We start from the raw sequence: 25,815 nt of genomic DNA, 5'->3' as shown, positions 1-25,815 counted from the left end.
ATATCGATCACAAGCGGCGTTCATCACTGCCGTGTCACAGGAAATCGCATTGCCGGTGTCGTGGGCCGCGCTTACGTTTGATGGTTGTGAACCCGCACCCCGCACCCCGCACCCCGCACCCCGCACCCCGCACCCCGCACCAACCAATAGCAGCCGCCGCGCAGGTCATATCGATCACAAGCGGCGTTCATCACTGCCGTGTCACAGGAAATCGCATTGCCGGTGTCGTGGGCCGCGCTTACGTTTGATGGTTGTGAACCCGAACCCGCTGCGCCCCGCTCCCCCATCCCCCTCGGGAATCCCCACCGACCCCTGGCGCTACCTGTGGCGCGTCGCCCGGACCCAGTCCGGACGGGTCGCGGTCGGCTTCATCACGCTGAGCATCTCCGGAACCGCGTGGATCCTGCTGCCGTGGGTCATCTCCAAGATCGTCGACGAGGTGATCATCGCCAAGGCGACCGAGGACCTCCTGCCGTGGGCGATCGCGTTGGTCATCACGGCGATCGGCAGCTCCTGGATATTCGTCGCCGGCTACCGGTTCCTGTTCATGGCCGAGTCGCGCGCCCGCGTCGAGACCGTCGAGTCGCTCACCGACCACCTGAACACCGCGGGCACGGGGGTTCGCGGGGCCGTCTCCCCCGGTGAGATGGTCAATCTCTCCACCGAGGACGCCCACAAGACCGGGTCGTTCATCTTCCAGCTCGGGTTCGGCTGGATGGGCCTGGTCATGCTCGTGGTCGGCACGGTCATCCTGTGGAACACCGACACCAGGCTCGGCATCGTCGCCGCCGGAGGCGTGTTCGCCATCGGCTTCCTCGTCGGCCCCCTCCTCGGCCGGCTCCAGCACCACCAGATCGCCTACCGCGCGAGCGTCGCCACCCTCACCGGGCAGGCCGCCGACGTCGTCGGGGGCCTGCGGGTGCTGCGCGGCGTCGGCGGCGAGGCCCAGTTCTCCCAGCGCTACCGCGCCGCCTCAGCCGACCTCCGCGATGCCGGCTACGGGGTCGCCACCGCCGACTCGTGGGTGCAGGGCCTGCGCGCGAGCCTGCCGCTCGCCCTCATCGCCATCGTCACCTGGGTGGGGGCGCGCCTAGCCCTGGACAGGTCGATCACCATCGGGGAGCTCTCCGCCGCCTTCGGCATGACCGCGCTCTTGGCCCAGCACGCCGGTGCGCTCATCGGCATGGCCCAGGCGATCATCGCCGCGCAGGTGTCCTCCCGGCGGCTCACCGCGTTCTTCGGGACCGAGAGCGACATCTCGGACGGCGGCACCGGCCGGGAAGCCCGCGGCGCCCTGCGCGACCGGGAGACCGGCCTCACCGTCGAACCCGGGAAGCTCACCGTCGTCGTCAGCGCCGAAGGCAAGCCCGCCGCACTCGCCCTGGAACGCCTCGCCCGCTACCGCGACTCTCAGGCCGAGTGGGGCGCCGTGCCGCTCGCCGACCTGGAACTCGACACTGTCCGCGAACGCGTCCTGCTGCTGCGCGAGGACTACCTGTTCGCGCAGACCCTCGGCGAGACGCTTCGCGTCAGCCCCGAAGCGGCCATGAGCGCCATCAGGGCCGCCTGCGCCGAGGACGTCCACTCCAGCCTCGGCTCGACCCTCGACGGCGCGATCACCAACGGCGGCCGCAACCTCTCCGGCGGGCAGCGCCAGCGTCTGCGCCTGGCAAGGGCACTCGCCGCCGATGCCGAGACGCTCCTGGCCGTCGAGCCGACCTCCGCGGTCGACGCCCACACCGAGTCCCTCATCGCCGAACGCGTCACCGAGGCCCGCCGCGGGCGCACCACCGCCGTGGTCACCGCTTCGCCGCTGTGGTTGGCCCACGCCGACCTGGTCGCATGGATGGTCGATGGGAAGGTCCGCGCCACCGGCACCCACGCCGAGCTCTCCCTCGACGGCGAATACCGCAGTCTCACGTCCCGACAGGAGTCCCGATGAGCGTTCCCTCCACCCGCCTGCCGACCGCGGGCCGCGCCGAGATGATGCGCGCGGTGAAACGGCTCGTCCTCGACGACAAGGCCGCCTTCACCGGCGTTGTGGTCCTCTACGTCGCGGCGGCCGGGGCGAGCGCAGCCCTGCCGGTCATGCTCGGCGAGGTCATCGACGGTATCGGCACCGGCTGGACGGCCTCTCGGGTCGACCTGATCTGCGGGATCATCGCCGGGTGCGTCCTCGCGCAGCTGCTCCTCATGCGCACCGGCCGCCGCCTCGGCTACCGGCTCGGGGAGCGCGCCGCCGCAAGGCTCCGCGAGTCGTTCATCGATCGGGTGCTGCGCCTGCCGCTGGGCACTGTGGAGCGGGCGGGAACCGGCGACCTCGCCACCCGCACCTCCGGCGACGTCGGCGCGGTCGCCGAGCTGCTGCGCAAGACCGGGCCAGAGGTGGCCGTGGCGCTCATCGAGGTCACCGTCATCACCGTCGCGGCGTTCGTGGTCAGTCCGCTGCTGGGCCTGCTGTTCCTCATCGGCTCCCCGGCGCTGGTCATCGCCGGCCGCCGCTACGTGCGCCTGGCCAGCCCGGTGTTCCTCAAGGAGCGGGCGGCCATGAGCGAGATCGCCGAGACCCTGACGGCCTCGGCGGCGGGCGCGCAGACCGTGGCGGCCTACCGGATGCAGGACGAGCGCCGCGGGGCCGGCTACGGGCGCGCGGCCGTCCACATGAAGCGGCTCAAGGGAATCGTGCGCCTCCAGACGTGGTTCTTCCCGGCCACCGACCTGGCCTTCCTGACCCCGGCCGTGGTCGTCACCATTGTGGGCGGCATCTGGTACATGAACGGCTGGGTGTCGGTCGGCGAGGTCGTGGCGGTCGCGATGCTGACACTGCGATTGGACGGTCCGGTGTTCCGTTCCATGATGGCGCTCAGCGAGTTCCAAATGGGCGGCGCCGCTATGGCCCGCGTCGAGGGCGTCCATCTCATGCCCGACGAGGAGCGCGGCGCCGCATCGGACGGTGCGGAGGTGCGCCTCGACGACGTCACCTTCGGCTACGGGGACGGCCCGGACGTCCTGCACGGCTTGAGCCTGCGCCCTCGGCGCGGCGAGCGCCTGGTCGTGGTGGGGCCTTCGGGGGCGGGCAAGTCCACGATCGCGCGGCTCATCGCGGGGATCGACCGGCCGCGCACCGGCCGGGTGACGCTCGGCGGCGCGCCGGTGGCCGATATTCCGCTGGAGGAGCTGCGGCGCAAGGTGATCCTGGTGACGCAGGAGCATTACATCTTCACCGCGACGTTGCGCGACAACCTGAACCTGGCCGCGCCGGAGGCCGACGACGAGGCGCTGTTCGCGGCGTTGGCGACGGTCGACGCGCGCTGGGCGGTGGATCTGCCGGACGGCCTGGACACGATGCTGGGCGAAGAGCACCACGAGTTGAATCTGGCCGAGGCGCAGCAGCTCGCGCTGGCGCGCGTGATCCTGGCCGACCCGGACGTGGTGATCTTGGACGAGGCCACCGCCGGGATCGATCCGGGCAGTGCGGGCAACGTGGAGGCGTCGTTGGCGGCGGCGCTGCACGGGCGCACCGTCATCGCGATCGCCCACCAACTCCAGGCCGCCGAGACCGCCGACCGGGTCGCGGTGGTGCGCGAGGGCCGCATCGCCGAATCGGGCACGCACGACGAGCTGCTCGCGGCCGAGGGCATCTATGCGGGCCTTTGGTGGGCGTGGAAGGGCGTGGCGGTCTAGAGGCGGGGAAGCGCGCCGGATTCGCCCACCGTTCGCACGCGCCGGCGGGAGGGATTCCGGTGATGCGCGGCGTCGGCGCGCTCACTGCGTCGGCCGGGCCGCCGTCGAGACGCTCATGATCGGCTCTCCGTGCGGTCGGCCTCGCGGGCGCAGCGGGTTCCGACCTCACCTAATCCGGCAAAGGCTTTCACTCCGATGTCGGGGCGCCACGCCCGGCGTCCTAGCATGAGAGTCCACCACCATCGGGAGGAAACCATGGAGTACACACGGCTCGGGCACGGCGGTGTCAAGGTCTCGAGGATCGTCCTCGGCACCATGAACTTCGGCCCCGCCACCGACGAGGATGAAGCGCACCGGATCATGGACCGCGCCCTCGATCTCGGCGTCAACTTCTTCGACACCGCCAACGTCTACGGGCACGCCCCGAACCAGGGCTGGACCGAGGAGATCATCGGCCGCTGGCTCGCGGCCAACCCCGCCGCGCGCGACAAGATCGTGCTCGCCACGAAGGTCTACCAGGTGATGGGCGAGGGCCCGAACGACCGCGGCCTGTCGGCCGTGCACATCCGAGCCCAGATCGAGGCGTCGCTGCGGCGCCTCCAGACCGATCACGTCGACCTCTACCAGTTCCACCACGTCGACCGCGACGTCGAGTGGGACGAGATCTGGCAGGCGATCGACGTGCTCGTCCAACAGGGCAAGGTCGTCTACAGCGGGTCGTCGAACTTCCCGGGCTGGATGATCGCCAGGGCCAACGAGCAGGCGGCCCGCCGCGGCGGCCTCGGCCTGGTCTCGGAGCAGTCGATCTACAGCCTCGTCAACCGCAACATCGAACTCGAGGTGATCCCCGCGGCCGAGCACTACGGCCTCGGCGTCATCCCTTGGTCGCCGCTCGCCGGGGGGCTGCTCGCGGGCGTCCTCGGCAAGACCGCCGAGACCGGCCGACGCGCCGCGGGCCACATGGCCGAGGCCGTCGAGAAGCACCGCGGCCAGCTCGAGCGCTATGAGGCGATGGCCGCGGACAAGGGCGTCAGCGCCGCGAATCTGGGCCTGGCGTGGCTGCTGCACCAGCGGGGCGTCACCGGCCCGATCATCGGGCCGCGCACGCTGGCGCAGCTCGAGGACGCGGTGGGAGCCTTGGACATCAAGCTCGGTGCGGAAGACCTGGCCGAGCTCGACGCGATCTTCCCGGGCCCGGGCGGGGCCGCCCCTGAGGCCTACGCCTGGTAGCGAAGGCAATCGAACGGCGAAGGGCCGGTCTCTCGTCACGAGAGACCGGCCCTTCGCCGCTGCTCGCCCCGCGAGCGCGGCCGTCACGGGAACGGGACCAGGGAACACCGCGGAACTGCTCGAGGTAGGCGGCGAAGACGACTGCGTGCCCGCCGCGGCGCCCAAGGGCACCCGGGGCGCGGTACCGGGGGCCGGACAACGTCGGCCTTGCCACCGACGCTGCTGTAAATACGGAACAACGCCGCCGGAGGTGACCTTGTCGAGTCGTAATCCGGCGGCGTTGGCGCTGCATATAACGTTGTTCTCGGTGGAGCTTAGGGGATTCGAACCCCTGACCTTCTCATTGCGAACGAGACGCGCTACCAACTGCGCCAAAGCCCCGAGCGCCGACAACTTTAGCACAGGGCCGCACGGGCTTCGCGGGCCCCGCGTGTGGTCCAGCTCTCGGCGAAGCCTGCGAGTCGTCAATTGGTCCGCCTCGCGTGCGGCGCCGCTCAGATCCAGGAGTCGAGCCACATTCTGGAGTGCCATTCGTTGTAGTCGAGGGGCTCGCCGGTGTAGATCGGCCAGAAGTACGCGAAGCACAACACGACGACGGCGATGAACGCCCCGGCGATGAGCGCCCCGGTCAGGCGCCGTTCGGGCGAGCCCGTGGCGCTCCGGCCGGGCCGGTGCCGCCCGATGATCATGCCCAGGCACCAGGTGACCGCGGCGATGAAGAACGGGACGGCGGGCGCGGCGTAGAAGAAGAACATGGTCCGCTCGGGGTAGGCGAACCACGGCAGGATCCCCGCGCCGATGCCGGCCAGGATGAACCAGGCGCGCCAGTCGCGCTTGTACACCGCCCAGGCCAGCACCGCGAGAATCGCGGGCACGAACGCCCACCACAGCAGCGGTGTGCCCAGCAGGAGGACCTCGGCGGCGCACCGGTCGGAGCCGCACGGGACGTCCGAGCTCCAGTAGAAGACGACCGGCCGCAGGTTGAACAGCCATTGGAACGGCACCGACTGGTAGGAGTGCTCCGAGGACAGGCCGGCGTGGAACTCGAGGACGCTCAGGTGGTACTGGTACCAGTTGACGAGCGCGCCGATCACGGGCGGCTCGCCGTGCCCGTTGTCGGCCAGCCAGTGCCGGTAGGAGCCGGAGTCGTTGGCGAACCAGCCCGCCCACGTCGCGACGTAGACGCCGATCGCGAGGAACCCGAACCACAGGTTCTGGACGAACTCGTAGATGAGGGTGTCGCGCAGCGGCTTGCGGGCGCCGGCTTCGACGCGGAGCCGCCAGTCCCAGATGACGAACAGCACGATGCACAGGACGATGTACCACAGCGCGCTCCACTTGGTGGACATGGCGAGGCCGAGCAGGACGGCCGTGGCGATGCGCCACCACGGGAGGCCGAGCCGGGGGCGCCGGCGCTGCGGGTCGAGGCCGTTCTCGATGGCGGCGAGCCAGCCGGTCCGCCGCCAGTCGCGGTCGCAGACCAGGCAGTACATGGCGGCGAGGATGAGCGTCGCCAAGAAGATGTCGAGCAGCGAGGTGCGCGAGAGCACGAACTGGCTGCCTTCGACGGCGAGCAGGAGGCCGGCGGTGCCGCCGAGCATGGTCGAGCCGGTGAGCCGGCGCACCAGGAGCACCAGGATGGCGACGCTCGCGACGCCGGCGACGACGGCGCTGATGCGCCAGCCGAGCTCGTCGAAGCCGAACGTGCCCTCCCCGGCGGCGATGATCCACTTGCCGAACGGCGGGTGGGCGACGTAGGCCGAGCCGTCGCGGGCGGCGTCCCACTCGACGCCGTGCGCGAGCATCGTGTGGGCGTCCTGGGCGTAGTAGACCTCGTCGAAGATGAGGCCCTTGGGGTGATCGAGCCCGATCAGGCGCAGCACCGCGGCCAGCGCGGTGACGCCTATGGTGACGATCAGGGCGCGGCGGCCGTCGGAGGGGACCTGGCTCGCGAAGCGGGCCCGGACGCTGGGGAGCGGCCCTGAGGGCAGGGCCGGCCGCCAGGCGGCGGGCGGCTCTGCTGGCCGTACTGCGGTGGCGCTCACCAGGGTGAGTCTACGGGGATCGGGCCGGGCCCTAGCTCACCAGGTCGGTGGGCGGTGTGAAGTCGCCTTCGCCGTTCTCGTCCCATTGGAAGGCGAGGATGTCGGCGACGGTCTCGGCCGGCTTGCCGAGGTTGGAGGAGCCGACGTAGTGCTGGGGGCTGTCGGGGTCGGCGATGAACGAGGCGGCGGCGGCGTTGGGCGTGAACCCGATGAACCAGTTGGTGGAGTTGGAGTCGGTGGTGCCGGTCTTGCCGCCGACCGGGCCGTCGACCTCGTCGCCGACGACTTCGGCGGTGCCCCAGGTGCAGTTCCCGGCGACGGCGCCGTCACCGGTGGGGCAGCGGGCGGCGTCGACGGCGGCGCGGGCGACGTCGGCGCTGACGGCCTGGTCGCACTCGCTGGGGAAGGCGATGGTGCTGCCGGTGTTGGTGACCGCGGAGGTGGCCGGGATCGGCTCGCAGTAGAGGCCGTCGGCGGGGAGGGCGGCGTAGGCGGCGGCCATGTCCATGGGGGTGGCCTGGGTGACACCGAGGGTGAACGGCCCGAAGTTGTTCGCACCCTCGCCGGTGACCAGGCCGAGGTCCTTGGTGTTGCGGAAGTCGATGCCCAGGCGCATGGCGACGTCGATGGCGTTGGCGATGCCGACGCGCTCGGCGAGCTGCACGAAGTAGGTGTTGACCGATTCGCCGAAGCCGGTCCACATGTTGTAGTCGCCGACCTCGCCCTGGGAGGCGTTCACCGGGCACCAGTAGTCGCCGCAGGCGGCCTCGCCGTCGCCGACGACGTACTGGGACTTGTACTGGTAGGGCGAGTAGATCGTGGTCGACAGCGGCATGCCCGCTTCGAGGGCGGCGAGCATGGTGAACATCTTGAACGAGGACCCGGCCTGGTAGCCGGGGAGGGCGGAGTTGCCGCTCAAGAGCGGGTTGGTGGTGTTGGGGTAGGTGCCCTTGTACTCGTCGTTGGAGGTGTTGGGGCCGTTCTCGGAGATGTCGTTGGAGTAGTTGCGGTTGACGGCCATGACTTCGATGGCGCCGGTCCCGGCGCCGATGACGACCGAGCCGAGGGCGAATTCGGAGCCGGTGGGCTCCTGCTTCTCGATGGCGTCCTCGGCGGCCTCCTGGAGGTCGACGTCGAGGGTGGAGACGATCTCGTAGCCGCCGCGGTAGAGGCGGGCCTTGCGTTCGTCTTCGGTCTTGCCGAAGTCCTCCTGCTGCTCCCACCACTGCTCGAAGTAGTCGACGAAGAAGCCGTACTCGGAGTCGATGGCGCCGCCGGAGTCGTTGTTGGCCTCTTGAGGGTTGATGCTGAGGTCGTGGGCCTTGGCCTCCTCGCCTTCGGCGTCGGTGAGGTAGCCGGCGTCGACCATGCGGTTGATGACGTGGTCGCGGCGGGCCAGGGCGGCCTCGGTGGAGCCGTTGACGGGGTCGTAGGCGCTGGGCGACTGGATGAGGCCGACCAGCAGGGCGGCCTCGGCGACGGTCAGGTCGGCGGGCACTTTCCCGTAGTAGACCTGGGCGGCGGCGCCGATCCCGTACGCGCCGTGGCCGAAGTAGACGGTGTTGAGGTAGTTGGTGATGATGTCTTCTTTGGACATCTCTTCTTCGAGGGCCAGCGCGTAGCCCATCTCCTGGATCTTGCGTTCCATGGTCACCTCGCTGGCGGCGGCGACCTCTTCGGGGCTGGTGGCGGTGTAGGAGAGGACCTGGCGGACGTACTGCATGGTGATCGTCGAGGCGCCCTCGGTGACCTCGCCGGCGGCGACGTTGGTGACCAGGGCCCGCATGATGCCTTCGGGGTCGACGCCGTTGTGCTCGTAGAAGTTCGAGTCCTCGGTGGCGATGAGCGCGTGCTTGGCCGACTCGGGGATCTGGTCGTAGTCGAGCTCCACCCGGTACTGGTCGCCGAACGTGGCGATCACGGTCTCGCCGTCGGCGGCGTACAGCGTCGACGTCTCGGGGGCGGGGGGCAGGACGAGGTCCTCGGGCAGTTCGAGGATGGACTCGGACCCGGTCTTGGCGATGCCGCCGAAGCCGCTGGCGAGCGGCAGGAACGCCAGGCCGACGACGAGACCGAAGGCGACGGCCACCGGCACGAGCGCGAACATGGCGCGTCGCTGCACGGCGGTGATGGGTCCGAACCAGGTCTGCGCCACCGGTTTCGAAGATGCACTCACGCTGTCTCCCGAGGAGCCCTACAAGCAGGGTAAGACGGTCAATTCACTTGGGCGCGCCGTAGCGGCGGCATGGAGGCGTAAACCCGGGGGCGGGTCTCACTCTACGGTGCGTCCGGCACCACCCGCAGCGGCAGTACCCGGCGGTGGGCGCGGTTACAGGGTCACCAGGCGAAGCCCATCGCGATGAGCCAGACGGCGACCGTGGCGGCCCAGCACAGGCCGATGGCCGCGCCGCGCCCGTCGTACAGGCGGGTGGCGCCGCTGGCGGCGACGAGCGCGAAGCCGCAGGCCATGTAGAGCGCCACGGCCGGGGCCCAGCGCAGCAGGAGGCCGTCGACGCCGCCGACGTAGGCGCTGGAGGTGCCCGGGCCGGTGGCGCGGGCCGGGAGCTGGGCGCCGATGTCGCCCGCGGTGACGTCGCCGGTCAGGCGCAGTTCCTTGGTCCAGGAGCCGGCGTCGAAGACGCCGGTGCAGCCGGGCGCGAAGCCGCCGGAGCAGGCGGTGATGGTGACGGTGCCGCTCTGGGCGTGGCCCATGGTCATCCACAGGGCGGGGGCGCTGACCCAGGCGAGGAACATGAGCAGGCACGCGCACACGAGGGTGCCGAGCAGGGCCGTGGCGAGGTGTTTGGGGGGCTTGCCGGGGTTCGGTGCCGGGCGCGCTCGGTGCCGGTGGGGGTCGCCGGCCCGTTCCCACACTGCGCGGATCGCCTCCATGCCCTCGGCTTGGGAGCCGATGGGGCTGCGCTGGGGTCCGGGGAGGGCGGCGCCGGTCGCCGCTCGGGGCACGCGGTGCGTTCTGGACATACCGGTATTGCACCATCGAAAGCGCGATGCAGGGCTCGAACGGGGAAGACTCACCGTGTCGGTGGACGCGGCGGGCGTTCGGACCTTGGTGGGGGCGGAGGCGGGGGCTCTATCATGGGGCGCATGACTCACGTATTGACCGCGCTGGCCTGGCCCTATGCCAACGGCCCTCGCCACATCGGACATGTAGCAGGTTTCGGGGTGCCCGCCGACGTCTTCGCCCGCTACATGCGCATGCGCGGTCACGAGGTGCTCATGGTCTCGGGCACCGACGAGCACGGCACGCCGATCCTGGTGCAGGCCGACGCCGAGGGGCTCTCGGCCGCCGAGGCGGCCGCGAAGTACAACCGGGTCATCGTCGAGGACCTGGACGCGCTCGGCCTGTCCTACGACCTGTTCACGCGCACCACGACCGGGAACCACTACAAGACCGTCCAGGAGCTGTTCACGACGCTCTACGACAACGGCTACATCCTGCAGAAGAAGACGCTGGGGGCGATCAGCCCGTCGACGGGGCGGACGCTGCCGGACCGCTACATCGAGGGCACGTGCCCGCACTGCGGGTTCGGCTCGGCGCGGGGCGACCAGTGCGACAACTGCGGGAGGCAGCTCGACCCGACCGACCTGATCGACCCGGTCTCGCGGATCAACGGCGAGACGCCGAAGTTCGTCGAGGAGGACCACTTCTTCCTGGACCTGCCCGCGTTCGCCGACGCGCTGAACGCGTGGCTGGACACGCGGACGGGGTGGCGCACCAACGTCGTCCGGTTCACCAAGAACCTCCTGGAGGACCTGCAGCCGCGCCCGATCTCGCGCGATCTGGACTGGGGCGTGCCGATTCCGCTGCCCGGCTGGGTCGACCGGCCCGACAAGCGCCTGTACGTGTGGTTCGACGCGGTCATCGGCTACCTGTCGGCCTCGATCGAGTGGGCGCGGCGCTCCGGTGACGCGGAGGCGTGGAAGCGGTGGTGGTCGAACCCGGAGGCGGTCTCGTACTACTTCATGGGCAAGGACAACATCGTCTTCCACTCCGAGATCTGGCCGGCGATGCTGCTGGGCAACAACGGCGAGGGCGCGGCCGGCGGCGAGCCGGGCTCGCTGGGGCGGCTCGACCTGCCCACCGAGGTGGTCTCCTCGGAGTTCCTGACGATGGAGGGCAGGCAGTTCTCCTCGTCGCGGCGCGTGGTGATCTACGTGCGCGACTTCCTGGAGCGGTACTCGGCCGACGCGCTGCGCTACTACATCTGCGCGGCGGGCCCGGAGAACCAGGACTCGGACTTCACGTGGGCGGAGTTCTTGCGGCGCAACAACGACGAGTTGGTGGCCGGCTGGGGCAACCTGGTGAACCGGTCGGTGGCGATGGCCGCGAAGAACTTCGGGCGGATCCCGGAGGCCGGGGAGCTGGAGGAGGTCGACCGCGAGCTGCTGGCGGCCACCCGTGGCGCGTTCGACACCGTCGGGGAGCTCATCGGCGCCAACAAGGTGCGCGCGGCCATCGGCGAGGCGATGAAGACGGTCGCCGCGGCCAACAAGTACCTGGCCGACACGGCGCCGTGGAAGCTCAAGGAGGACCCCAAGCGGCAGGGCACGGTCCTGCACACGGTGCTCCAGGCCGTGAGCGACCTGAAGACGATCATGAGCCCGTTCCTGCCGCACTCGTCGCAGCGGGTGCACGAGCTGCTCGGCGGTGAGGGCGTGTTCGCGCCGATGCCGCGCATCGAGGAGGTCGCCGACCTCGACGAGGGCGGGGCGACCGAGGGGACCTATCCGATCCTGACCGGCGACTACTCGGGCGTCCCGAGCTGGGAGCCGGTGCCGATCCGGTCGGGCACGCCGCTGGAGAAGCCCGTCCCGATCTTCACCAAGCTCGACCCGTCGATCGTGGACGAGGAGATCGAGCGACTGGACTCCTAGGCCGATGCCGTCCGCGGCCGCGCCCTCAGCGGGCGCGGCCGCGGAGTCGGCCTTGCGAAAAGACTCGCGCCTCTGCGCTCGCGGCCACGGACGTCCGTCACCCGAGGGCACACCACGCCAGAGGGTAAATTATAGGCTATAACACAACTATATCTTATAGGGTATAATCTATAACGTTCGCCTACAGCGGGCATCGTGCTCAGCAGCCCGGCGACACCCTTCGCGGTCTTCATAAGACTCCGGCGCACCGGCACGGCACTCCGGAGCCGACGTGGCATGGTTGAGGCGTGTACAAACCCGATCCGGCACCCAGCCCAGCGCCGCTTCCGGCCCCGATCGCCGACACGCACACGCACCTCGACATCGTCGGCTCCGGCTACCCCGCCGATGAGGCGGTCGCGCCCGAGCCCGCGAGCGACGAGGTCCGCGAGCTCATCGACCAGGCCGAGGCCGTCGGCGTCGCGCACCTCGTCCAGGTCGGCACCGACGTCGCCTCCTCCCGCTGGTCCGCATCGCTCGCCGAGGCCGACGAGCGGATCCTGGCCGCGGTCGCCCTCCACCCGAACGAGGCCCCGCTCCTGGGCGACCTCGACGGCGCGCTCGCCGCCATCGACGAACTCGCCGCGCCGCCCCGCGTCGCCGCGCTCGGCGAGACCGGCCTGGACTACTTCCGCACCGACGAGAGCGGCCGGGCCGCCCAGCAGGCCTCCTTCCGCGCCCACATCGAGATCGCCAAGCGCCGCGGCAAGACCCTGGTCATCCACGACCGCGACGCCCACGCCGACGTCCTGTCCATCCTGGATGAAGAGGGCGCTCCGGACCGGGTGGTCCTCCACTGCTTCTCGGGCGACTTCGCGTTCGCGAACGAATGCGCCAGGCGCGGGTTCTACATGAGCTTCGCGGGGAACGTGACGTTCAAGAACGCCGAGCAGCTGCGCGGCGCGGCCGCCGTCGCACCCGCCGAACTGGTCCTGGTCGAGACCGACGCCCCGTTCATGGCGCCGATGCCGGTGCGCGGCCACCGCAACCACCCGGCACTGACGAACTACACCGCGCGCTTCCTGGCCGACCACCTCGGACGCGACCTCGAGAAATGGTGCGTGCAGCTGGGTGAGAACACGCGAGGGGCCTTCGGCGACTGGTAACGAGACGTCGACGGCGGCTTCGGCCGTCGCGGTGTGCCCTTCGGCGTCGGTAAGGGTGAAGACGAACACCCACCGCCCAGCCTCAGGCAGGCTCACCTCGCCGCCGAGAATCCCGGTGCGCAGCTCGATGAGCCGCAGCGTCTCCGGTTCAGCGCCTTCGAGGCCGTAGACGGCGTCCCACTCGACGGCCTCGAACGGCTCGCCGCCCGGGCCGTCCGTGATGATCCGCACCGAGTTCGGCCCCGGCCTGCCCGGATCGAGGGCGAGCTGCCCGCTGAAGGCGTCGGTGGTGAACAGCGTCGCCGTGCCGGTGGACTCCACCGTCGAACTCGTCCCGGTCTCCAGCAGCGCGGTCTTGGCGGGCACGGCCTGCACCAGCACCACCACGGCGGCCAGGATCGCCGCGGCCAGGACCGCTTCGGCACCCGCCAGGCGCCGCAGGGCCGTGCGGCCTTCAGCGCCGCGCAGCACCGCCTTGCGGGTGAACAGGCCGACAGCGACGATGGCGATGAGGATCGCGGCCTTGAGCGCCACCAACCGCCCGTAGGCGGTGTCGGTGAGCGCCTCGATCGAGTCGATGTGGAGCAGGGCGCTGGCGAGTCCGGCGACGATGAGGCTGGCCATGAGCCACGGCACCAGGGCGACCCAGAACTCGCGGGCGCGTTCGGGGACGTCGCCGCGGCGGCTGCAGGCGAGGATGAACAGGACGGCGACACCACCGGCCCAGGTGAGGGCGGCGGCGGTGTGGATCCAGTCAGCGGCGAACGCGAGGGCCACGGGCTCGGTGGCCATGGGATGCCCGGCCAGCGGCCAGGTCGCCGCGAGCGCCAGGGCCACGCTCGCGAGTCCGGCGAGGACGGGCCTGCCGGGGGTCTCGTCGGTGACCAGGAAGCGCAGCAGCGGCAGCGCGAGCAGCACGAGGAGGAGCCGCAGCAGCGCGGCGAGGCCGACGCTGGACTCCATGACCGATTGGAGGGCGACGCCGTCGAGCCCGGAGATGGGAACGCCGGACTCGTAGGCGGCCTGGAGGACGATGCCGACGATGGCGCAGGCGGCGACGGCGCTGAGGCCGGTCGCCACGAGCCGCGCGATGCGGTCGCGGGGGCGGGCGCCGACGGCGAGGAGGACGCCGGCGCCGAGCGCGAGGGCGAGCCCGGCGTAGCCGACGCCGCGCTCGGCGTAGAGCAGGCCTTGGACGAGCGGGTCGGTCTCGGCGATGAGGGCCTCGGCACTGGGCGCCTCGGTCTCGCGGCCGACGGAGAAGGTGAAGGTCCCGGAGACGGGGTGCCCGTCGTCGGAGACGACGCGGTATCCGACGAGGTAGGTGCCTTCGATGTCGGCGTCGAGGCCGATCACGACCGTGGTCGGGTCGTCGGACTCGACGATGCCGGTGTCGGCTCGGTCACCATCGGGAGCCACGACACCGGTGGCCGCGTCTACGGGGGTGACTGGCTCGTTGAACTCGACGACGACCTCGCCCGGCGGGGAGTCGAGGACGTCGTCCGGGGCGGGTTCGCTCCCGGTGGCGAGAGCGTGCGCGAAGGCCGGGGCGGCCCAGAGCACGCCGAGCACGGCCGCTGCGAACGACAGCCAGCCGAGGCGGACCGGGTGAAGGCGTGACATCGCCGCTGAGATTACTCGAATCCGCCTCGCACATCGACCACAGGTTTGAGAGAGGTGTTGATCGGCATGGGAAAGCCCGGTCGCAGGCAGGCCGCCGAGGCGCTGCGGAAGCAGCGGGAGGCCGAGGCCAGGCGCAAGAAGATCGTGTTCGGGGTCGCCATCGGCGCGGCGGTCGTCCTCATAGGGGGGTTGCTGGGTCTGGGCATCTGGATGAACCGCGAGCCCGATTACGAGGTCAACGACCCGGCGGCGGAGACCACGGACGGGTATGCGGTCCAGATCGGCTCGGGTGAGGCCGAGATCGACATCTACCTCGACTACATGTGCCCGGCGTGCAACCAGTTCGAGACGGCCTACGCCGAGCAGATCCAGTCGTGGGTCGACGACGGCTCGGTGACGGTGAACTACCACCCGATCGCGATCCTCGACCGGCTCTCGCAGGGCACCGAGTACTCGACGCGGGCGGGCGCGTCGGCGGTGTGCGCGGCCGACGTCGGACAGCAGGAGTTCCTGGACTACACGGTGGCGCTGTACGAGCACCAGCCGAAGGAGAACAGCTCGGGGTTGACCGACGCGGAGCTGAAGGACATCGGGGCCGGCGTCGGTCTCGGCTCGGATTGGGAGCAGTGCGTCGACGACGAGACCTACAAGGGCTGGGTGCAGTCGGGGACCACTTCGGCCACGGAGGATCAGGGCGTGACAGGCACGCCGACGGTGAAGGTCAACGGCGAGAAGATCGATCCCGCCGACTTCGTCGCCGAAGTCGAGGCGGCGATCGCGAACGCCTCCTGACGCCGCAGAGCGGCATCGGAGGCGTCCACGACTTATAACTTATATTATATAATATCTTATATCCTATAATTTATAGGATATTGTCGGCCCTGGAGGCGAGCGCCGCCTCCAGGGAGAACCCGAACGGCAGCTCGAGCCGGTGCCGCTCGAGCAGGTCCGCGTCGGCGAGGATCTCCGCGCAGGGGGCGTCGGCGACGATGCGGCCGCCGTCGAGCACGACGGCCCGCTCGCACAGTTGCAGTGCGTACGGCAGGTCGTGGGTGACCAGCAGCAGCGTGGGGGCCGTCCGGCGCAGGATCCCCGCCAGTTCGCGGCGGCTGGCCGGGTCGAGGTTGGCGCTCGGCTCGTCGAGGACGACGATCTCGGGGCGCATGGCGAGGATCCCGGCGAGCGCGGCGCGGCGCTGCTGCCCGACCGAGAGGTGGTGCGGCGGCCTGCCGGCGAGATCGGCGAGGCCGACGTCGGCGAGCGCGGCCTCGACCCGCGAACGCAGTTCGGCGCCCCGCAGGCCGAGGTTGGCCGGGCCGAAGCCGACGTCGTCGGCGACGGTGGGCATGAACAGCTGGTCGTCGGGGCTCTGGAAGACGATGCCGACGCGGCGGCGGATCTCGGCGAGGTGCCGCTTCTCGACGGTCAGGTCCCCGACCGCGACGGTCCCTTCCGTGGCGTCGAGGAGCCCGACGAGGTGGAGCATGAGCGTGGTCTTCCCGGCCCCGTTGGGGCCCAGGACGGCCACGCGCTCCCCCGGTTCGATGCCGAGGTCGACGCCGTCGAGGGCGCCGTGCCCGTCGGGGTAGACGTGCCTGAGGCCGGCCACGCGCAGTGCGCTCATGCGCCCACCGCCGTCCAGACGGCGACCCCGGCGGCGAGCGCCGGGGCGGCCATGGCGGCGCTCCACTGGCCGAGGCCGGCCCCGGCGGGGCTGACGTCGAGCGGCAGGCGACCGGTGTAGCCGCGCGCGGCCATGGCCTGCCAGACGCGTTCACCGCGCTCGAAGGAGCGGATGAAGACGACACCGAGGCTGCGGGCGAGCGCCCCCGCCTGCCACAGGAAGCGCGGGTCGTCCAGGCGTGCGAGGCGGGCGCGGCGCATCTGGGCGACCTCGGCGGCCGTCAGGTGCGCGTAGCGGATGGCGAACGCGGTGATCTGGAGGAGGATCTGCGGGCAGCGCAGCCGCGAGAGCCCCGCGAGGAGGCCCGCGACGGGCGTGGTGGCGGCGAGCAGCAGCGCGGCCCACACGCCGAGGGTGGCCTTGGCGATGAGGTTCCATCCGGCCCACAGGCCCTCGACCGACAGCTCCAGAAATCCCCACTGGATGGTCTCGCCGCCCGCCAGGAACGGGAACGCGAGCGCCAGCAGCAGGAACGGCGCCTCGATCAGGCTCCGGGAGGCGATCCAGCCGATCGGGACGCGCGCGAGCGCGAACAGGGCCGCCAGCAGCACCGCGTAGACCCCGAAGGCCCACACCGCTTCCCTCGGCGTCGCGACGACCGCGAACGTGAGCGCCACCAGGGCCGTCAGCTTCGCCTGCGGGGCGCTCCGGTGCAGCGGGCTCGTCCCGGGCCGGTAGAGCCCCTCGGCGCCGTTCACGCCTCGCCGCTTCCGGCTCCGGCCCGCCGGCCGCGGGCGAGCAGCCAGAACAGGCCGGTGGCCAGAGCGAGGACGAGGAGGACGCCGACGATCCCGGCGAGCGAGCCGCCGAGGGTCTCGGAGTCGATGAAGGAGATCCCGTAGTCGGCCAGGGGACCGCCGATCTCGTGCTCGCCGGCCTGCTGGAGGGCGCATTCGCCGCCGCTGATCTCGCCGTCGGCGCCGGTCTGGCAGCCTTCGAGCATGACCGATTCGAGGCCGTCGGGCGAGGAGGAGGCGAACAGGGCGAGGCCGCCCGCGAGGGCGAGGGCGACCAGCGCGCCGAAAAGTACGAATCTTGAGGTCTTCATGGGCTAGACGGTCTCCTTCTCGAGCGAGGTCCCCAGGAGCCGGGATCCTCTGAGTGCGTAGACGAGGTCGGGGCGGGTGAGGGCGACGGCGGTGACGGCCACGGCGGTGATGAGGCCCTCGCCGACGCCGATGAGGACGTGGACGGACAGGATCGCTCCGGCGACCTCGCCGAGCGACTGGGGCGCCTCGCCGCCGATCGCGAACTCGAGGACGAATCCGGCCGAGGCGGCGACGACGCCCGCCACGGAGGCGGCGAAGACGGCGGCGGTGAGGCCGGTGCGGGTGCGCCCGAGGATCTTGAGGGCCAAGGCGATGACGCCGTAGGCGACGAACGTGGAGATGACGGCCATGTTGACGACGTTCATGCCCAGGGCGGTGACGCCGCCGTCGGCGAACAGCAGCGCCTGGACGCCGATCACGACGGTCACGCACAGCACGCCGAGCCACGGCCCGAGGAGGGCGGCGGCGAGCGCGCCGCCGAGCAGGTGGCCCGAGACGCCCGCGGCGACCGGGAAGTTGAGCATCTGGGCGGCGAAGATGAACGCGGTGGCCAGTCCGGCGAGCGGGACGAGCCGCTCGTCGAGGCCGCGGCGGGCCGCCACGACGCAGACGCCGACCACTATGGCCGCGATCAGGCCGAACACCAGGGAGGTGGGAATGCCGATGATGCCGTTGGGTATGTGCAGTGCGAGCTCGGACACGGGCGTCGTCGCCTTTCAACCGGGGTAGTGGCCGGCGCCGCGCTGGATGCGGGACGCCGACGTTCGGAATCAACAACCCACCGTTGGGCTATTGCAATTATTTTGCAATAATAGCGGGGTCGTGTCCAGTCGCGTGCGCGCAGCTACCGTCGAGCGAGCTCCCAGGGGATTGTCAGGGACGGACGGTAATGTTCCGTGTTGTGAACGTACGACTTCAGCCTGGTGACGCCGCACCCGACTTCACGCTGACCGCCGACACCGGTGACACGGTGACCCTCTCGAGCCTCCAGGGCCGCAAGGTCATCCTCTACGCGTATCCGCGCGCCATGACCCCCGGCTGCACGAAGGAGGCCTGCGACTTCCGCGACAGTCTCGCGAGCCTCCAGGCGGCCGGGTACGCCGTGCTGGGCATCAGCCCCGACGAGCCCGCCGACCTGGCGAAGTTCGTCGAGCGCGACGGCCTGACGTTCCCGCTGCTGTCCGACCCCGAGCACAAGGTGCTCGAGGAGTACGGCGCGTGGGGCGAGAAGAAGAACTACGGCCGCACGGTCCAGGGCGTGATCCGATCGACGTTCGTCATCGGTGAGACCGGCGACGTCGAGGTGGCGCAGTACAACGTGAAGGCCACCGGCCACGTCGCGCGCCTCAAGAAGCAGCTCGGCCTCGACTGAGGACGATGCGAAGCGGTGGCGCGGCGGGCTATCCCCGCTCGCGCCGGCGCGTGATCTTGCGCCTGGTCAGGCGCAGATGCTTGCCGGTGCCGTGGCAGCACCAGCACGGCCGGTAGGTGCGCGGCTGGTACCACGTGCGGCGCGAGAACCGCTTCCCCGAGCCGTCGCACCAGCGGCACTTGCGCCACGGGAAGATCGCCGCGTGGACCGCGGCGTAGAACAGGGCCACCAAGATGCCCAATACGAGCAGCTCGAAATCATCGGCCGGAAGTATCCACATGCCGGCCGCCGTCACTTCACTGGCGAGCCCCATACTCCTGTTTATACCCGAAGAGCGATGAATCCGTCACGTTTCGCCGTAATCGCTGCTCTCAAGGCCGGTGGTGCACCTGGCAACCGCCTACCTGAACCCATCACCCCAGCTCACGACCATGATCGTATGCCTTTCGGCGCTGTTGTCGGCCTCGGCCGAGTCGATCCGGGGCGGCGCTGGGGGAACTGCTCAAGACTCCGTCTGCCGGGCCGCCCTCACGGCGACGCGGTCGATACGCACCATGAGCACGGCGGAGGGCACGACCTTGCCCGTGGCATAGGTCGAAAGCCGCGAGACCGAGGTGCCGATGCGTGAAGCGAACTCAGCGCGCGTCAGGCCCGACTCCGCAACCGCCTGTCTGACGCTGCCCGCCACAGTTTCACGTTCGGCAGCGCCCCTGGCGCTACGCAGCACGCGCCCCATCAGATTCGCGACGCCACAAGGGCGGCTATAGGCCAGGACGTGCTCGACCCGGCGGACGATCCGCTCAGGGCTCCACGACCCCACCCAGCGGCGGTCCTGGCGGGCCCGTGTCAGCGCCCTTTCCATGCTTTCCCCTGCGGTCCGGGCCGCCCTTATGCCATGCGCTCCTGGGCGACCGCGCAGATGCGCCGAACCGCCGCTTCCGCAACCGCCGGGTCGTACGGCTCGGTGTCCAGGGCCCGGTGGATGGTAAGGCCCTCGATGAGCGCGTCGAGCATCCGGGCCGTCGCCGGGTCGAAATGGCGTTCGAGGGCCGCGCGGGAACGGGCCATCCAGTGGTTCGTCAACTCGCGGAAAGCCGGTTTCCGGGCCGCGAGCGTGTAGAGCTCGTGAGCGAGGACCAGGTCCCGCTGCGACTGGGCGGTCGGGGCGGTCAGCATCGCGACCACGGCGCGCACGGCTTCCTCCACCGAGTCCTGTTCGGACATGAGTGCGTCGAACCAGCCGTAGGCGGCGGCCGCGTAGCGCGAGAACGCCTCGTGGAGCAGCTCGTCCATGCCCGAGAAGTGGTAGGTCATCGACCCGAGCGGGACGTCCGCGGCAGCGGCGACCCTGCGGTGCGAGGTCTCCGCGACACCGGACTCGGCGATCACGTCGAGGCACACGGCGATGATGCGCTCGCGGCGGTCGGGGTCGAACCGGCGGGTCGACCGGGCGTCAGTCATCGTCGGGTTCCAGTTCGCGGACCACGCGCGCGGGATTGCCGACGGCCATGACGTTCGCCGGGAGGTCGCGCGTGACGACCGCGCCCGCGCCCACCACCGTGTTGTCGCCTATCCGGACGCCCGGGCAGACGATCACGCCTCCGCCGAGCCACACGTTGTCACCCAAGGTGATCGGCCTCGCCGCTTCGAAGCCGTCGCGCCGCGGCCCGGGCTCCAGCGGGTGCGTCGGGGTCAACAGCTGCACGTTCGGTCCGATCCGGCAATCCTCGCCGATCGTGATCGCGGCGACGTCGAGCGCGACGAGGCCGAAGTTCACCTCGGACCGGGCGCCGATGCGGATGTTCGAGCCGTAGTCGACGTACAGCGGTGGGCGGACGAACACGCCCTCGCCGAGGTCGCCGAGCAGTTCGGCGAGGTGCGCGCGGGCGGCGTCGTAGTCCTCGGTGAACGCCGCCGCGAAGTGGGCGGCGAGGACTGCGGCGCGGTGCATGAGCGAGGCCAGCTCGGGGTCGTCGGCGACGTAGAAGTCCCCGGCGAGCATCCGCTCGCGCATCGTCCGAGGGCCGTCCTTGAAGTGATCGGCGGAAATCATGTGGACGATCGTACATCAGCTGTGTACGGTCGTCCACATGACCACCCGGACCCTCCACCGCCCCACCGCGATCGAACGACGCGCCCGCATCGCGGTCGCCGCCCTGTTCCTCACCAACGGCGCACTCGCGGCCAACCTCGCGCCGCGCTTCCCCGACCTCAAAGCGGCGTTCGAACTCGACAACACGGCGTTCGGCCTCGCCATGGCGACCTGGCCCGCGGGCGCGGTGACCGCCGGACTCGCCTCCGCGTTCCTCATCCGGCGCTTCGGATCGGCGTACACGGCAACGATCGGGACGGCCTTCACCGCGCTGTGCTACTTCGTCGCGGTCATCGCCCCGTCCCCGATCGCCCTCGGGGCCATCCTGTTCGTCGGAGGGGCCGTCGACACGATCACCGACACCGCGCAGAACGCCCACGGGCTGCGGATTCAGCGGCGATACGGCCGCTCCATCATCAACTCCTTCCATGCGCTGTGGTCGGTGGGAGCGATCACCGGCGGTCTCATGGCCGCCGGGGCGATCGCACTCGACCTCTCGCTCGGCGTCCACTTCGGGATCGTCGCGGCACTGTTCGCGACCATGGGGCTCGCAGCGCTGCCGTACTGCCTGCGCGGTCCCGACCGGGACGGCGCACCCGAGGACGACGCGGCGCAGCAGAGCGATGAGGAGCAGCCGAAGTCGCGCTTCAACGCGCGGACGGCGCTGACGCTGGCGGCCGTCGGGATCTTCGCGTTCGGCGGCATCCTGATGGAGGGCACGAGCATGAGCTGGTCGACGCTCTACCTCGCCGACGAATTGCATGCCCCGGCCGCGATCGCGGCCTCGGGCTACATCGCGATGGTCAGCGCGCAGTTCCTCGCGCGCCTGGCCGGTGACCGGCTCGTGGACCGGTTCGGCCAGAGGACGGTCGCCCGCGCGGGCGGGCTCCTCGCCGCGGTCGGCATGGGCGCCGCGCTCGCGTTCCCGAACGTGGCCGGCACGATCGTCGGCTTCACCCTGGTCGGGCTCGGCGTCGCGACGCTGGTACCCGCCGCGAGGCAGACGGCCGACTCGCTCCCGGGCCTGCGACCGGGCACGGGCCTGACGGCACTGGGGTGGCTCATGAACCTGAGCTTCCTGGTGTCGCCGCCGATCATCGGGGCCGTGGCGGACGCGGCGAGCCTGCGGGCGGGACTGCTCGCAATCCCCGTGGCGGGGGTCCTCGTGGCGGTCTTCGCGGGGGTGCTCCAGCGGAAACGGTAGCGTCGTCGACTGTGGCGCGTTCCATGAGCCGCCGCGGCTCCGCGAATGGACAACGGCCGCAGTGAGCCTTTCCCCGCAATGATCAGGTGACGAACGCTGCCCGAACACAACGGCCACGCGGACGGTCTACCGGCACCGACTCCGACCGGTCATCGCCAAGGACGCGGAACTGCTGGACGCGGCGTTCGGGAAGGGCTTCCTCGACACCGATTGAGACTGGCCTTTGGCTCTGAATACGGCTCTTTTCGGCCCTCGGCGACGATTCCGGCGAGGGCCCCGCCGTTGTCGGGGATACGAGAAAAGGCCCTGTGAACAGGGCCTTTGTCTGTGCACCTAGCGACGGCCTATCTGAACCCATCACCCCAGGCCACGGCCCTGTTGACCGGGCTATGTCATCGACTTGCGATGACGCGCGTCCCATTCGGAGCTTTCGTGAACCACGCTGGGTAACTGATTCGCATATCCTCTCGTGGAGACGTTCCCACCCCATCTCCCGCGAGGAGTAATCGATGTGACCGATCAATTCGGCTCGCAGATCACCGAGCTGCCGTTCATTCGGCGTGGCACCGGCATCGCCGACGCCATCGATCAAGCCACCAACGGTGAGACCAGCGTCGCTGACGCGACCGGCGAGATCGCTGGGGAGATCCGGGGCCTCGGGCTGGACGCGGTCGGGCTGCTTCAAGACCCCATCGGCACTCTCGTCAACGCTGGACTGACGATCGTCCTGGACCTGGTGCAGCCGCTCGAAGACGTCCTGATCATGGTCACCGGCGACGCTGACGCCATGCAGCAGCAGGCCGAGGACCTACAGCAGATCCAGGCCGACCTGGCGTCGCTGGCCGACGACCTCACCACAGAGACCAACAACAACATCACCGTCTGGGAGGGCGAAGCCGCCACCGCCGCTAGTGACGAGCTGGGTGGGATGGCTGCCGCGGCCAGAGCAATGTCGAAGGAGGCCTTCGACGTCTCACAACTGCTCGACTGGGCGAGGATGCTCGCCGAGACCATCTACAACGTCATCAAGGCCGTCATCACCGAACTGGTCTCCTGGCTCATCACCCGCGGCCTCGTGGCGCTCGCCTCGAGCTGGGCGACCGCGGGCGGCTCGGTCGCGGCTTTCATCGCCAGCGCCGCGCTCAAAGGGAGCATGATGATGCTCCGCGCGACCCGCAAGTACCAGTGGGCGCAGCGCATCTTCCGCAGACTCCTGGCACTCATCCGCAAGATCCCGATCCTGGACCGGACCGCGAAGGGCGCTTTGTGGAAAGGGCTGCTCACCAAGGCGGGGATCGCGATCGGGAAGACCGCAGCCGCGAATGCCGAGGAGCTGTGGGCCGACTTCACCGGCTCCGAGACTCCGCCAGAGGTCGGCCACATCACGAGCCCACCCGGTTCCTTCGACGGATTCAGCGTCGAAGCCGGAGAGCTGACGGCTATGGCCTCGGCCCTGGACAACCTCGAACCCACCGCCAGCCAGATCGCCTCCGACGCGGCGGGCGTCGGAGCCGCAGAGATGACCTGGGGTCTGACCGGTCTCGCCTTCGAGACTTCGTACGCTGAAGGCTGCCAGGGTCTCATCGAGTCGACCCAGAACCTCACCGATGCCTTCTCCGGGGAGGCGACCAAGCTTCGCGACTGCGCCGACGCCTACGCCTCGATCGACGAGGACACGGCCGGCGAGTTCGACAAGCTGGCCGTCGACCTGGAAGGATAGCGGCCATGTACCGAGCACTCGACTTGCAGCGGGACTACCAGGAGATCCTCACCGGCCAAGTGCTCAGCCCCGGAGAACAAGTCCGCTGGGTCTCCCTCGAAGGACTCGCCCATTACGAGGTCGAGGGCCGCGAACCCAACGGCGACCTGATCAACCACACCGCCAAGGCGCTCATGCTCGTCCTGAAGATCGTCCTGGCCCCGCTCTGGATCATCCCCTGGCTGGTGCTGGCGGTGTTCGACATTTACATCGGGCCCGGCGGCGGCAGGCCGAAATCACCCCCGCGCTCCATCGCCTTCGGCCCGCAACCGGACTGCATGGCGGCCTTCGACACCTCGACTCCCTCCACCCGCGGCAAGGGCATCTGGCTGCTCACCGACCATCGCTTCGCCCGCATCGGCTGCATCCGCACCATCACCGACCGAGAGGAGCGCCGAACGAACATCGACCGAACCGGCAACCCCGATCTCCCCCTCGAACCAGTGGTCTGCAAAATCGAGTTCCAGACACCCGCGTCTGAAGCCCGCCTTGTCCCCTCAGTCGAACGCGAACTCAAAGGCCGCTTCAAACCCAAGCTCGCCACCTACGACCGGATTGCCCTGCCTGACGGCTCAGGATTCGACTTCCTGCTGTAAGAGCGACCAACCACCGACCGAGGCGAACCGATTCCCAATCCGATAACGGCACCGGGTCCAGCAGCTGGGCTACCGGGTCCGAATAAGAAACGCTGTGTCTAGCGGTGCCGGACTTGAATCCATCACCGCAGATTGGGGCCCTGCTGAACCGGCTCGCTATGATTCTCGCGTGAGCTCCGGTTCAACCTTTGGCATCGATCAACCTTCCAGTCCGACTTCCCGGATACAGCTCGAACTGTTCGCCGACTACCACCAGATTCATCTCTTGGACGAGAACTCTGCAGCGGATTTCGGCACGCTTTGGACCCCGGCCGCCACGCGGAACTCGATTGCCGTTGGAGATGGCGCTCTTGCCATCGGTACCGAGGTCAACGTGACCGTGGCGGTCACCCTCGAACTCCATACACGAGCGCCCAGACCCGACGCCGATCAGTTCGACAACGTGGTGGAGGCCAGCCTCAAAGCGACGTCAGGCAGACTGGTGATCCTCGGCTGCACCGATTACTTTCCCGATGCGCAGCGCATCCCAGCCGAACCGGGATGGCTCCGCGTCCGCGTCTCGCGCTGGAACCTGCGCAATGCGGCCCGAGCGGGACACCTCTCGGACGACGACGCGGAAACCATGGAGAGGCTCCGGATACAAGTCTGGCCCGACCCCCGCCGCCCACCGGCCGACATAAAGCGGTGGAAGGGCTGAGACGAACGCAGGTGACGAGGCTGACCGGTGACCATATCCACTCCGATGACCGAAGCGCTGTGCCACATGGAACAATCGATCACGGCGAGCAGCAGCTGCTGCTGTTCCTCGACGTCGACGGAACCCTCATTCCATTCGGCAAACGGAAACGGCGAGTAGCGGAAGATCCAGCAAATGACTCGTACCTGGCGCGACTCGATTCCTGGCTAGGACCGCAGCTGGCAATGCTGCCTGCGAACTGGTCTGGGCTTCACCTTGGGAAGACGAAGCCAATGCCGAGGTGGCTCCTCGGCTGGGTCTACCGTCGCTGCCGGTGGTGCACTAGCCGGAATCATCGATCGAAGGCGAACTCGAAGATCAGTGGTTCAACCTGCACTGGAAGACGCGCGCGTTGGTCGCATGGGCCGCCGGACGCTCGTTCGCCTGGGTCGACGACGAGATCACCGAAGCCCACATCGACTGGGTATCCGTGCGCCATCACGGCCACGCACGCCTCCACCCAGTTGATGCATCCCAGGGACTTACCGACAACGATCGCAACGCTCTCGACGCCTGGCTACGAGGTACACCAAGCGGACCTGATAGGCAAGCCCCCGGGTCCTGGTAAGAAAATCTGTGCACGAGGGGGGACTCGAACCCCCACGCCCGAAGGCACAGGAACCTAAATCCTGCGCGTCTGCCAGTTCCGCCACTCGTGCGAATCCGAGCGGCGACCGGGCTTGGTGGTGCCGCCGCTCGA

The 25,815-nt window shown here is 69.6% G+C and carries 22 protein-coding genes, 2 tRNA genes and 2 pseudogenes; 12 read left to right on the top strand and 14 right to left on the bottom strand.

Going from position 1 to position 25,815, the window contains the following annotated elements; translation table 11 throughout:
• The first annotated feature begins 253 nt into the window (after nucleotides 1-253).
• The 3 genes from H613_RS27440 (at nucleotide 254) to H613_RS0117715 (ending at nucleotide 4,914) form a co-directional block, all read left to right on the top strand.
• The gene (locus H613_RS27440; RefSeq protein WP_051393510.1) at nucleotides 254-1,942 is read left to right on the top strand and encodes an ABC transporter transmembrane domain-containing protein; all 1,689 of its coding nucleotides are present in this window, start codon (nucleotides 254-256) and stop codon (nucleotides 1,940-1,942) included.
• Nucleotides 1,939-3,684: an ABC transporter ATP-binding protein gene (locus tag H613_RS0117720; RefSeq protein ID WP_026924850.1), complete on the top strand. Its 1,746-nt coding sequence runs from the start codon at nucleotides 1,939-1,941 to the stop codon at nucleotides 3,682-3,684. The genes H613_RS27440 and H613_RS0117720 overlap by 4 nt, the downstream gene beginning before the upstream one ends.
• Before the next feature lie 255 nt (nucleotides 3,685-3,939).
• Complete coding sequence (locus H613_RS0117715; RefSeq protein WP_026924849.1) at nucleotides 3,940-4,914, top strand: aldo/keto reductase; 975 nt, start codon at nucleotides 3,940-3,942, stop codon at nucleotides 4,912-4,914.
• 308 nt (nucleotides 4,915-5,222) lie between these two features.
• Here the strand turns inward: H613_RS0117715 and H613_RS0117710 are convergent.
• The 4 genes from H613_RS0117710 to H613_RS29440 form a co-directional block, all read right to left on the bottom strand.
• Nucleotides 5,223-5,295: transfer RNA gene (locus tag H613_RS0117710), tRNA-Ala, on the bottom strand.
• Between the two features lie 113 nt (nucleotides 5,296-5,408).
• Nucleotides 5,409-6,959, bottom strand: a complete 1,551-nt coding sequence (locus H613_RS0117705; protein WP_026924848.1) for a dolichyl-phosphate-mannose--protein mannosyltransferase — start codon at nucleotides 6,957-6,959, stop codon at nucleotides 5,409-5,411.
• Nucleotides 6,960-6,990: 31 nt separating this feature from the next.
• Nucleotides 6,991-9,135, bottom strand: coding sequence for a transglycosylase domain-containing protein (locus H613_RS27435; protein WP_156926102.1), 2,145 nt, complete (start codon nucleotides 9,133-9,135; stop codon nucleotides 6,991-6,993).
• 161 nt (nucleotides 9,136-9,296) lie between these two features.
• Complete coding sequence (locus H613_RS29440; protein WP_156926101.1) at nucleotides 9,297-9,941, bottom strand: hypothetical protein; 645 nt, start codon at nucleotides 9,939-9,941, stop codon at nucleotides 9,297-9,299.
• A gap of 123 nt (nucleotides 9,942-10,064) precedes the next feature.
• Here H613_RS29440 and metG point away from each other — a divergent pair, with 123 nt between their 5' ends.
• On the top strand, nucleotides 10,065-11,855 hold the full coding sequence (metG, locus tag H613_RS0117690) for a methionine--tRNA ligase (protein WP_026924847.1): 1,791 nt from the start codon (nucleotides 10,065-10,067) through the stop codon (nucleotides 11,853-11,855).
• Nucleotides 11,856-12,142: 287 nt separating this feature from the next.
• Complete coding sequence (locus H613_RS32200) at nucleotides 12,143-13,000, top strand: TatD family hydrolase (protein ID WP_035738461.1); 858 nt, start codon at nucleotides 12,143-12,145, stop codon at nucleotides 12,998-13,000.
• Nucleotides 13,001-13,387: 387 nt separating this feature from the next.
• Here H613_RS32200 and H613_RS32195 read toward each other — a convergent pair.
• Nucleotides 13,388-14,623, bottom strand: a pseudogene (locus H613_RS32195) (copper resistance CopC/CopD family protein); the annotation flags it as partial.
• 66 nt (nucleotides 14,624-14,689) lie between these two features.
• Between H613_RS32195 and H613_RS0117665 the strand changes: the two are divergent.
• The gene (locus H613_RS0117665; RefSeq protein WP_026924843.1) at nucleotides 14,690-15,415 is read left to right on the top strand and encodes a DsbA family protein; all 726 of its coding nucleotides are present in this window, start codon (nucleotides 14,690-14,692) and stop codon (nucleotides 15,413-15,415) included.
• A 70-nt stretch (nucleotides 15,416-15,485) separates the two neighbouring features.
• Here the strand turns inward: H613_RS0117665 and H613_RS27420 are convergent, their stop codons facing one another.
• The 4 genes from H613_RS27420 to H613_RS0117645 are packed head-to-tail and all read right to left on the bottom strand — an operon-like array spanning nucleotide 15,486 to nucleotide 18,057.
• Entirely contained in the window at nucleotides 15,486-16,247 is a 762-nt protein-coding gene (locus H613_RS27420; protein ID WP_051393506.1) for an energy-coupling factor ABC transporter ATP-binding protein, read from the bottom strand.
• Nucleotides 16,244-17,005 (bottom strand): cobalt ECF transporter T component CbiQ, encoded by a 762-nt coding sequence (cbiQ, locus tag H613_RS0117655; RefSeq protein WP_026924842.1) that lies wholly within the window; start codon nucleotides 17,003-17,005, stop codon nucleotides 16,244-16,246. Before cbiQ ends, H613_RS27420 begins: the two co-directional genes overlap by 4 nt.
• The gene (locus tag H613_RS31790) at nucleotides 17,002-17,355 is read right to left on the bottom strand and encodes a PDGLE domain-containing protein (protein ID WP_026924841.1); all 354 of its coding nucleotides are present in this window, start codon (nucleotides 17,353-17,355) and stop codon (nucleotides 17,002-17,004) included. Before H613_RS31790 ends, cbiQ begins: the two co-directional genes overlap by 4 nt.
• 3 nt (nucleotides 17,356-17,358) lie before the next feature.
• Nucleotides 17,359-18,057, bottom strand: a complete 699-nt coding sequence (locus H613_RS0117645) for an energy-coupling factor ABC transporter permease (protein WP_211234871.1) — start codon at nucleotides 18,055-18,057, stop codon at nucleotides 17,359-17,361.
• Nucleotides 18,058-18,245: 188 nt separating this feature from the next.
• Between H613_RS0117645 and bcp the strand changes: the two genes are divergently transcribed.
• Nucleotides 18,246-18,728, top strand: a complete 483-nt coding sequence (gene bcp, locus H613_RS0117640) for a thioredoxin-dependent thiol peroxidase (protein WP_035738460.1) — start codon at nucleotides 18,246-18,248, stop codon at nucleotides 18,726-18,728.
• A 28-nt stretch (nucleotides 18,729-18,756) separates the two neighbouring features.
• On the opposite strand, the gene H613_RS0117635 is transcribed toward bcp, so the two are convergent.
• The 4 genes from H613_RS0117635 to H613_RS0117620 form a co-directional block, all read right to left on the bottom strand.
• Entirely contained in the window at nucleotides 18,757-19,041 is a 285-nt protein-coding gene (locus H613_RS0117635; RefSeq protein ID WP_026924838.1) for a hypothetical protein, read from the bottom strand.
• A 189-nt stretch (nucleotides 19,042-19,230) separates the two neighbouring features.
• The gene (locus H613_RS27415) at nucleotides 19,231-19,590 is read right to left on the bottom strand and encodes a helix-turn-helix domain-containing protein (protein WP_051393505.1); all 360 of its coding nucleotides are present in this window, start codon (nucleotides 19,588-19,590) and stop codon (nucleotides 19,231-19,233) included.
• 26 nt (nucleotides 19,591-19,616) lie between these two features.
• Nucleotides 19,617-20,189, bottom strand: coding sequence for a TetR/AcrR family transcriptional regulator (locus H613_RS0117625; RefSeq protein ID WP_026924837.1), 573 nt, complete (start codon nucleotides 20,187-20,189; stop codon nucleotides 19,617-19,619).
• Nucleotides 20,182-20,778, bottom strand: coding sequence for a maltose acetyltransferase domain-containing protein (locus H613_RS0117620; protein WP_026924836.1), 597 nt, complete (start codon nucleotides 20,776-20,778; stop codon nucleotides 20,182-20,184). Before H613_RS0117620 ends, H613_RS0117625 begins: the two co-directional genes overlap by 8 nt.
• 40 nt (nucleotides 20,779-20,818) lie before the next feature.
• Here H613_RS0117620 and H613_RS0117615 point away from each other — a divergent pair, with 40 nt between their 5' ends.
• The 5 genes and pseudogenes from H613_RS0117615 to H613_RS32670 all read left to right on the top strand — a co-directional run bounded on the left by H613_RS0117615 (nucleotide 20,819) and on the right by H613_RS32670 (nucleotide 25,683).
• The gene (locus H613_RS0117615; RefSeq protein ID WP_026924835.1) at nucleotides 20,819-22,024 is read left to right on the top strand and encodes an MFS transporter; all 1,206 of its coding nucleotides are present in this window, start codon (nucleotides 20,819-20,821) and stop codon (nucleotides 22,022-22,024) included.
• Between the two features lie 511 nt (nucleotides 22,025-22,535).
• Nucleotides 22,536-23,744 carry a hypothetical protein gene (locus tag H613_RS29435; protein ID WP_051393504.1) on the top strand — a complete coding sequence of 403 codons (1,209 nt, stop codon included), beginning with the start codon at nucleotides 22,536-22,538 and terminating at the stop codon, nucleotides 23,742-23,744.
• A 5-nt stretch (nucleotides 23,745-23,749) separates the two neighbouring features.
• Entirely contained in the window at nucleotides 23,750-24,379 is a 630-nt protein-coding gene (locus H613_RS0117605) for a hypothetical protein (RefSeq protein ID WP_026924834.1), read from the top strand.
• A gap of 169 nt (nucleotides 24,380-24,548) precedes the next feature.
• Nucleotides 24,549-25,076, top strand: coding sequence for a hypothetical protein (locus tag H613_RS0117600; protein WP_211234870.1), 528 nt, complete (start codon nucleotides 24,549-24,551; stop codon nucleotides 25,074-25,076).
• A 74-nt stretch (nucleotides 25,077-25,150) separates the two neighbouring features.
• Nucleotides 25,151-25,683, top strand: a pseudogene (locus H613_RS32670) (HAD domain-containing protein).
• A gap of 9 nt (nucleotides 25,684-25,692) precedes the next feature.
• Here H613_RS32670 and H613_RS0117595 read toward each other — a convergent pair.
• Nucleotides 25,693-25,774 (bottom strand) — tRNA-Leu (locus H613_RS0117595).
• Nucleotides 25,775-25,815 lie beyond the last annotated feature (41 nt).

The organism is Glycomyces arizonensis DSM 44726 (assembly GCF_000482705.1).
Classification (GTDB): domain Bacteria; phylum Actinomycetota; class Actinomycetes; order Mycobacteriales; family Micromonosporaceae; genus Glycomyces; species Glycomyces arizonensis.
Note: the sequence above shows the minus strand (reverse complement) of the source record. Positions and strands in the feature narration are given on the sequence as shown.

What these genes read in the sequence shown, in the direction of transcription:
- H613_RS27415 (WP_051393505.1), bottom strand. Translation starts at nt 19,590, where the DNA reads ATGGAAAGGGCGCTGACACGGGCCCGCCAGGACCGCCGCTGGGTGGGG.
- H613_RS0117715 (WP_026924849.1), top strand. Translation starts at nt 3,940, where the DNA reads ATGGAGTACACACGGCTCGGGCACGGCGGTGTCAAGGTCTCGAGGATC.
- H613_RS29440 (WP_156926101.1), bottom strand. Translation starts at nt 9,941, where the DNA reads ATGTCCAGAACGCACCGCGTGCCCCGAGCGGCGACCGGCGCCGCCCTC.
- H613_RS0117625 (WP_026924837.1), bottom strand. Translation starts at nt 20,189, where the DNA reads ATGACTGACGCCCGGTCGACCCGCCGGTTCGACCCCGACCGCCGCGAG.
- H613_RS0117615 (WP_026924835.1), top strand. Translation starts at nt 20,819, where the DNA reads ATGACCACCCGGACCCTCCACCGCCCCACCGCGATCGAACGACGCGCC.
- H613_RS0117720 (WP_026924850.1), top strand. Translation starts at nt 1,939, where the DNA reads ATGAGCGTTCCCTCCACCCGCCTGCCGACCGCGGGCCGCGCCGAGATG.
- H613_RS0117635 (WP_026924838.1), bottom strand. Translation starts at nt 19,041, where the DNA reads ATGGGGCTCGCCAGTGAAGTGACGGCGGCCGGCATGTGGATACTTCCG.
- H613_RS0117665 (WP_026924843.1), top strand. Translation starts at nt 14,690, where the DNA reads ATGGGAAAGCCCGGTCGCAGGCAGGCCGCCGAGGCGCTGCGGAAGCAG.
- bcp (WP_035738460.1), top strand. Translation starts at nt 18,246, where the DNA reads ATGTTCCGTGTTGTGAACGTACGACTTCAGCCTGGTGACGCCGCACCC.
- H613_RS31790 (WP_026924841.1), bottom strand. Translation starts at nt 17,355, where the DNA reads ATGAAGACCTCAAGATTCGTACTTTTCGGCGCGCTGGTCGCCCTCGCC.
- H613_RS27420 (WP_051393506.1), bottom strand. Translation starts at nt 16,247, where the DNA reads ATGAGCGCACTGCGCGTGGCCGGCCTCAGGCACGTCTACCCCGACGGG.
- H613_RS0117605 (WP_026924834.1), top strand. Translation starts at nt 23,750, where the DNA reads ATGTACCGAGCACTCGACTTGCAGCGGGACTACCAGGAGATCCTCACC.
- metG (WP_026924847.1), top strand. Translation starts at nt 10,065, where the DNA reads ATGACTCACGTATTGACCGCGCTGGCCTGGCCCTATGCCAACGGCCCT.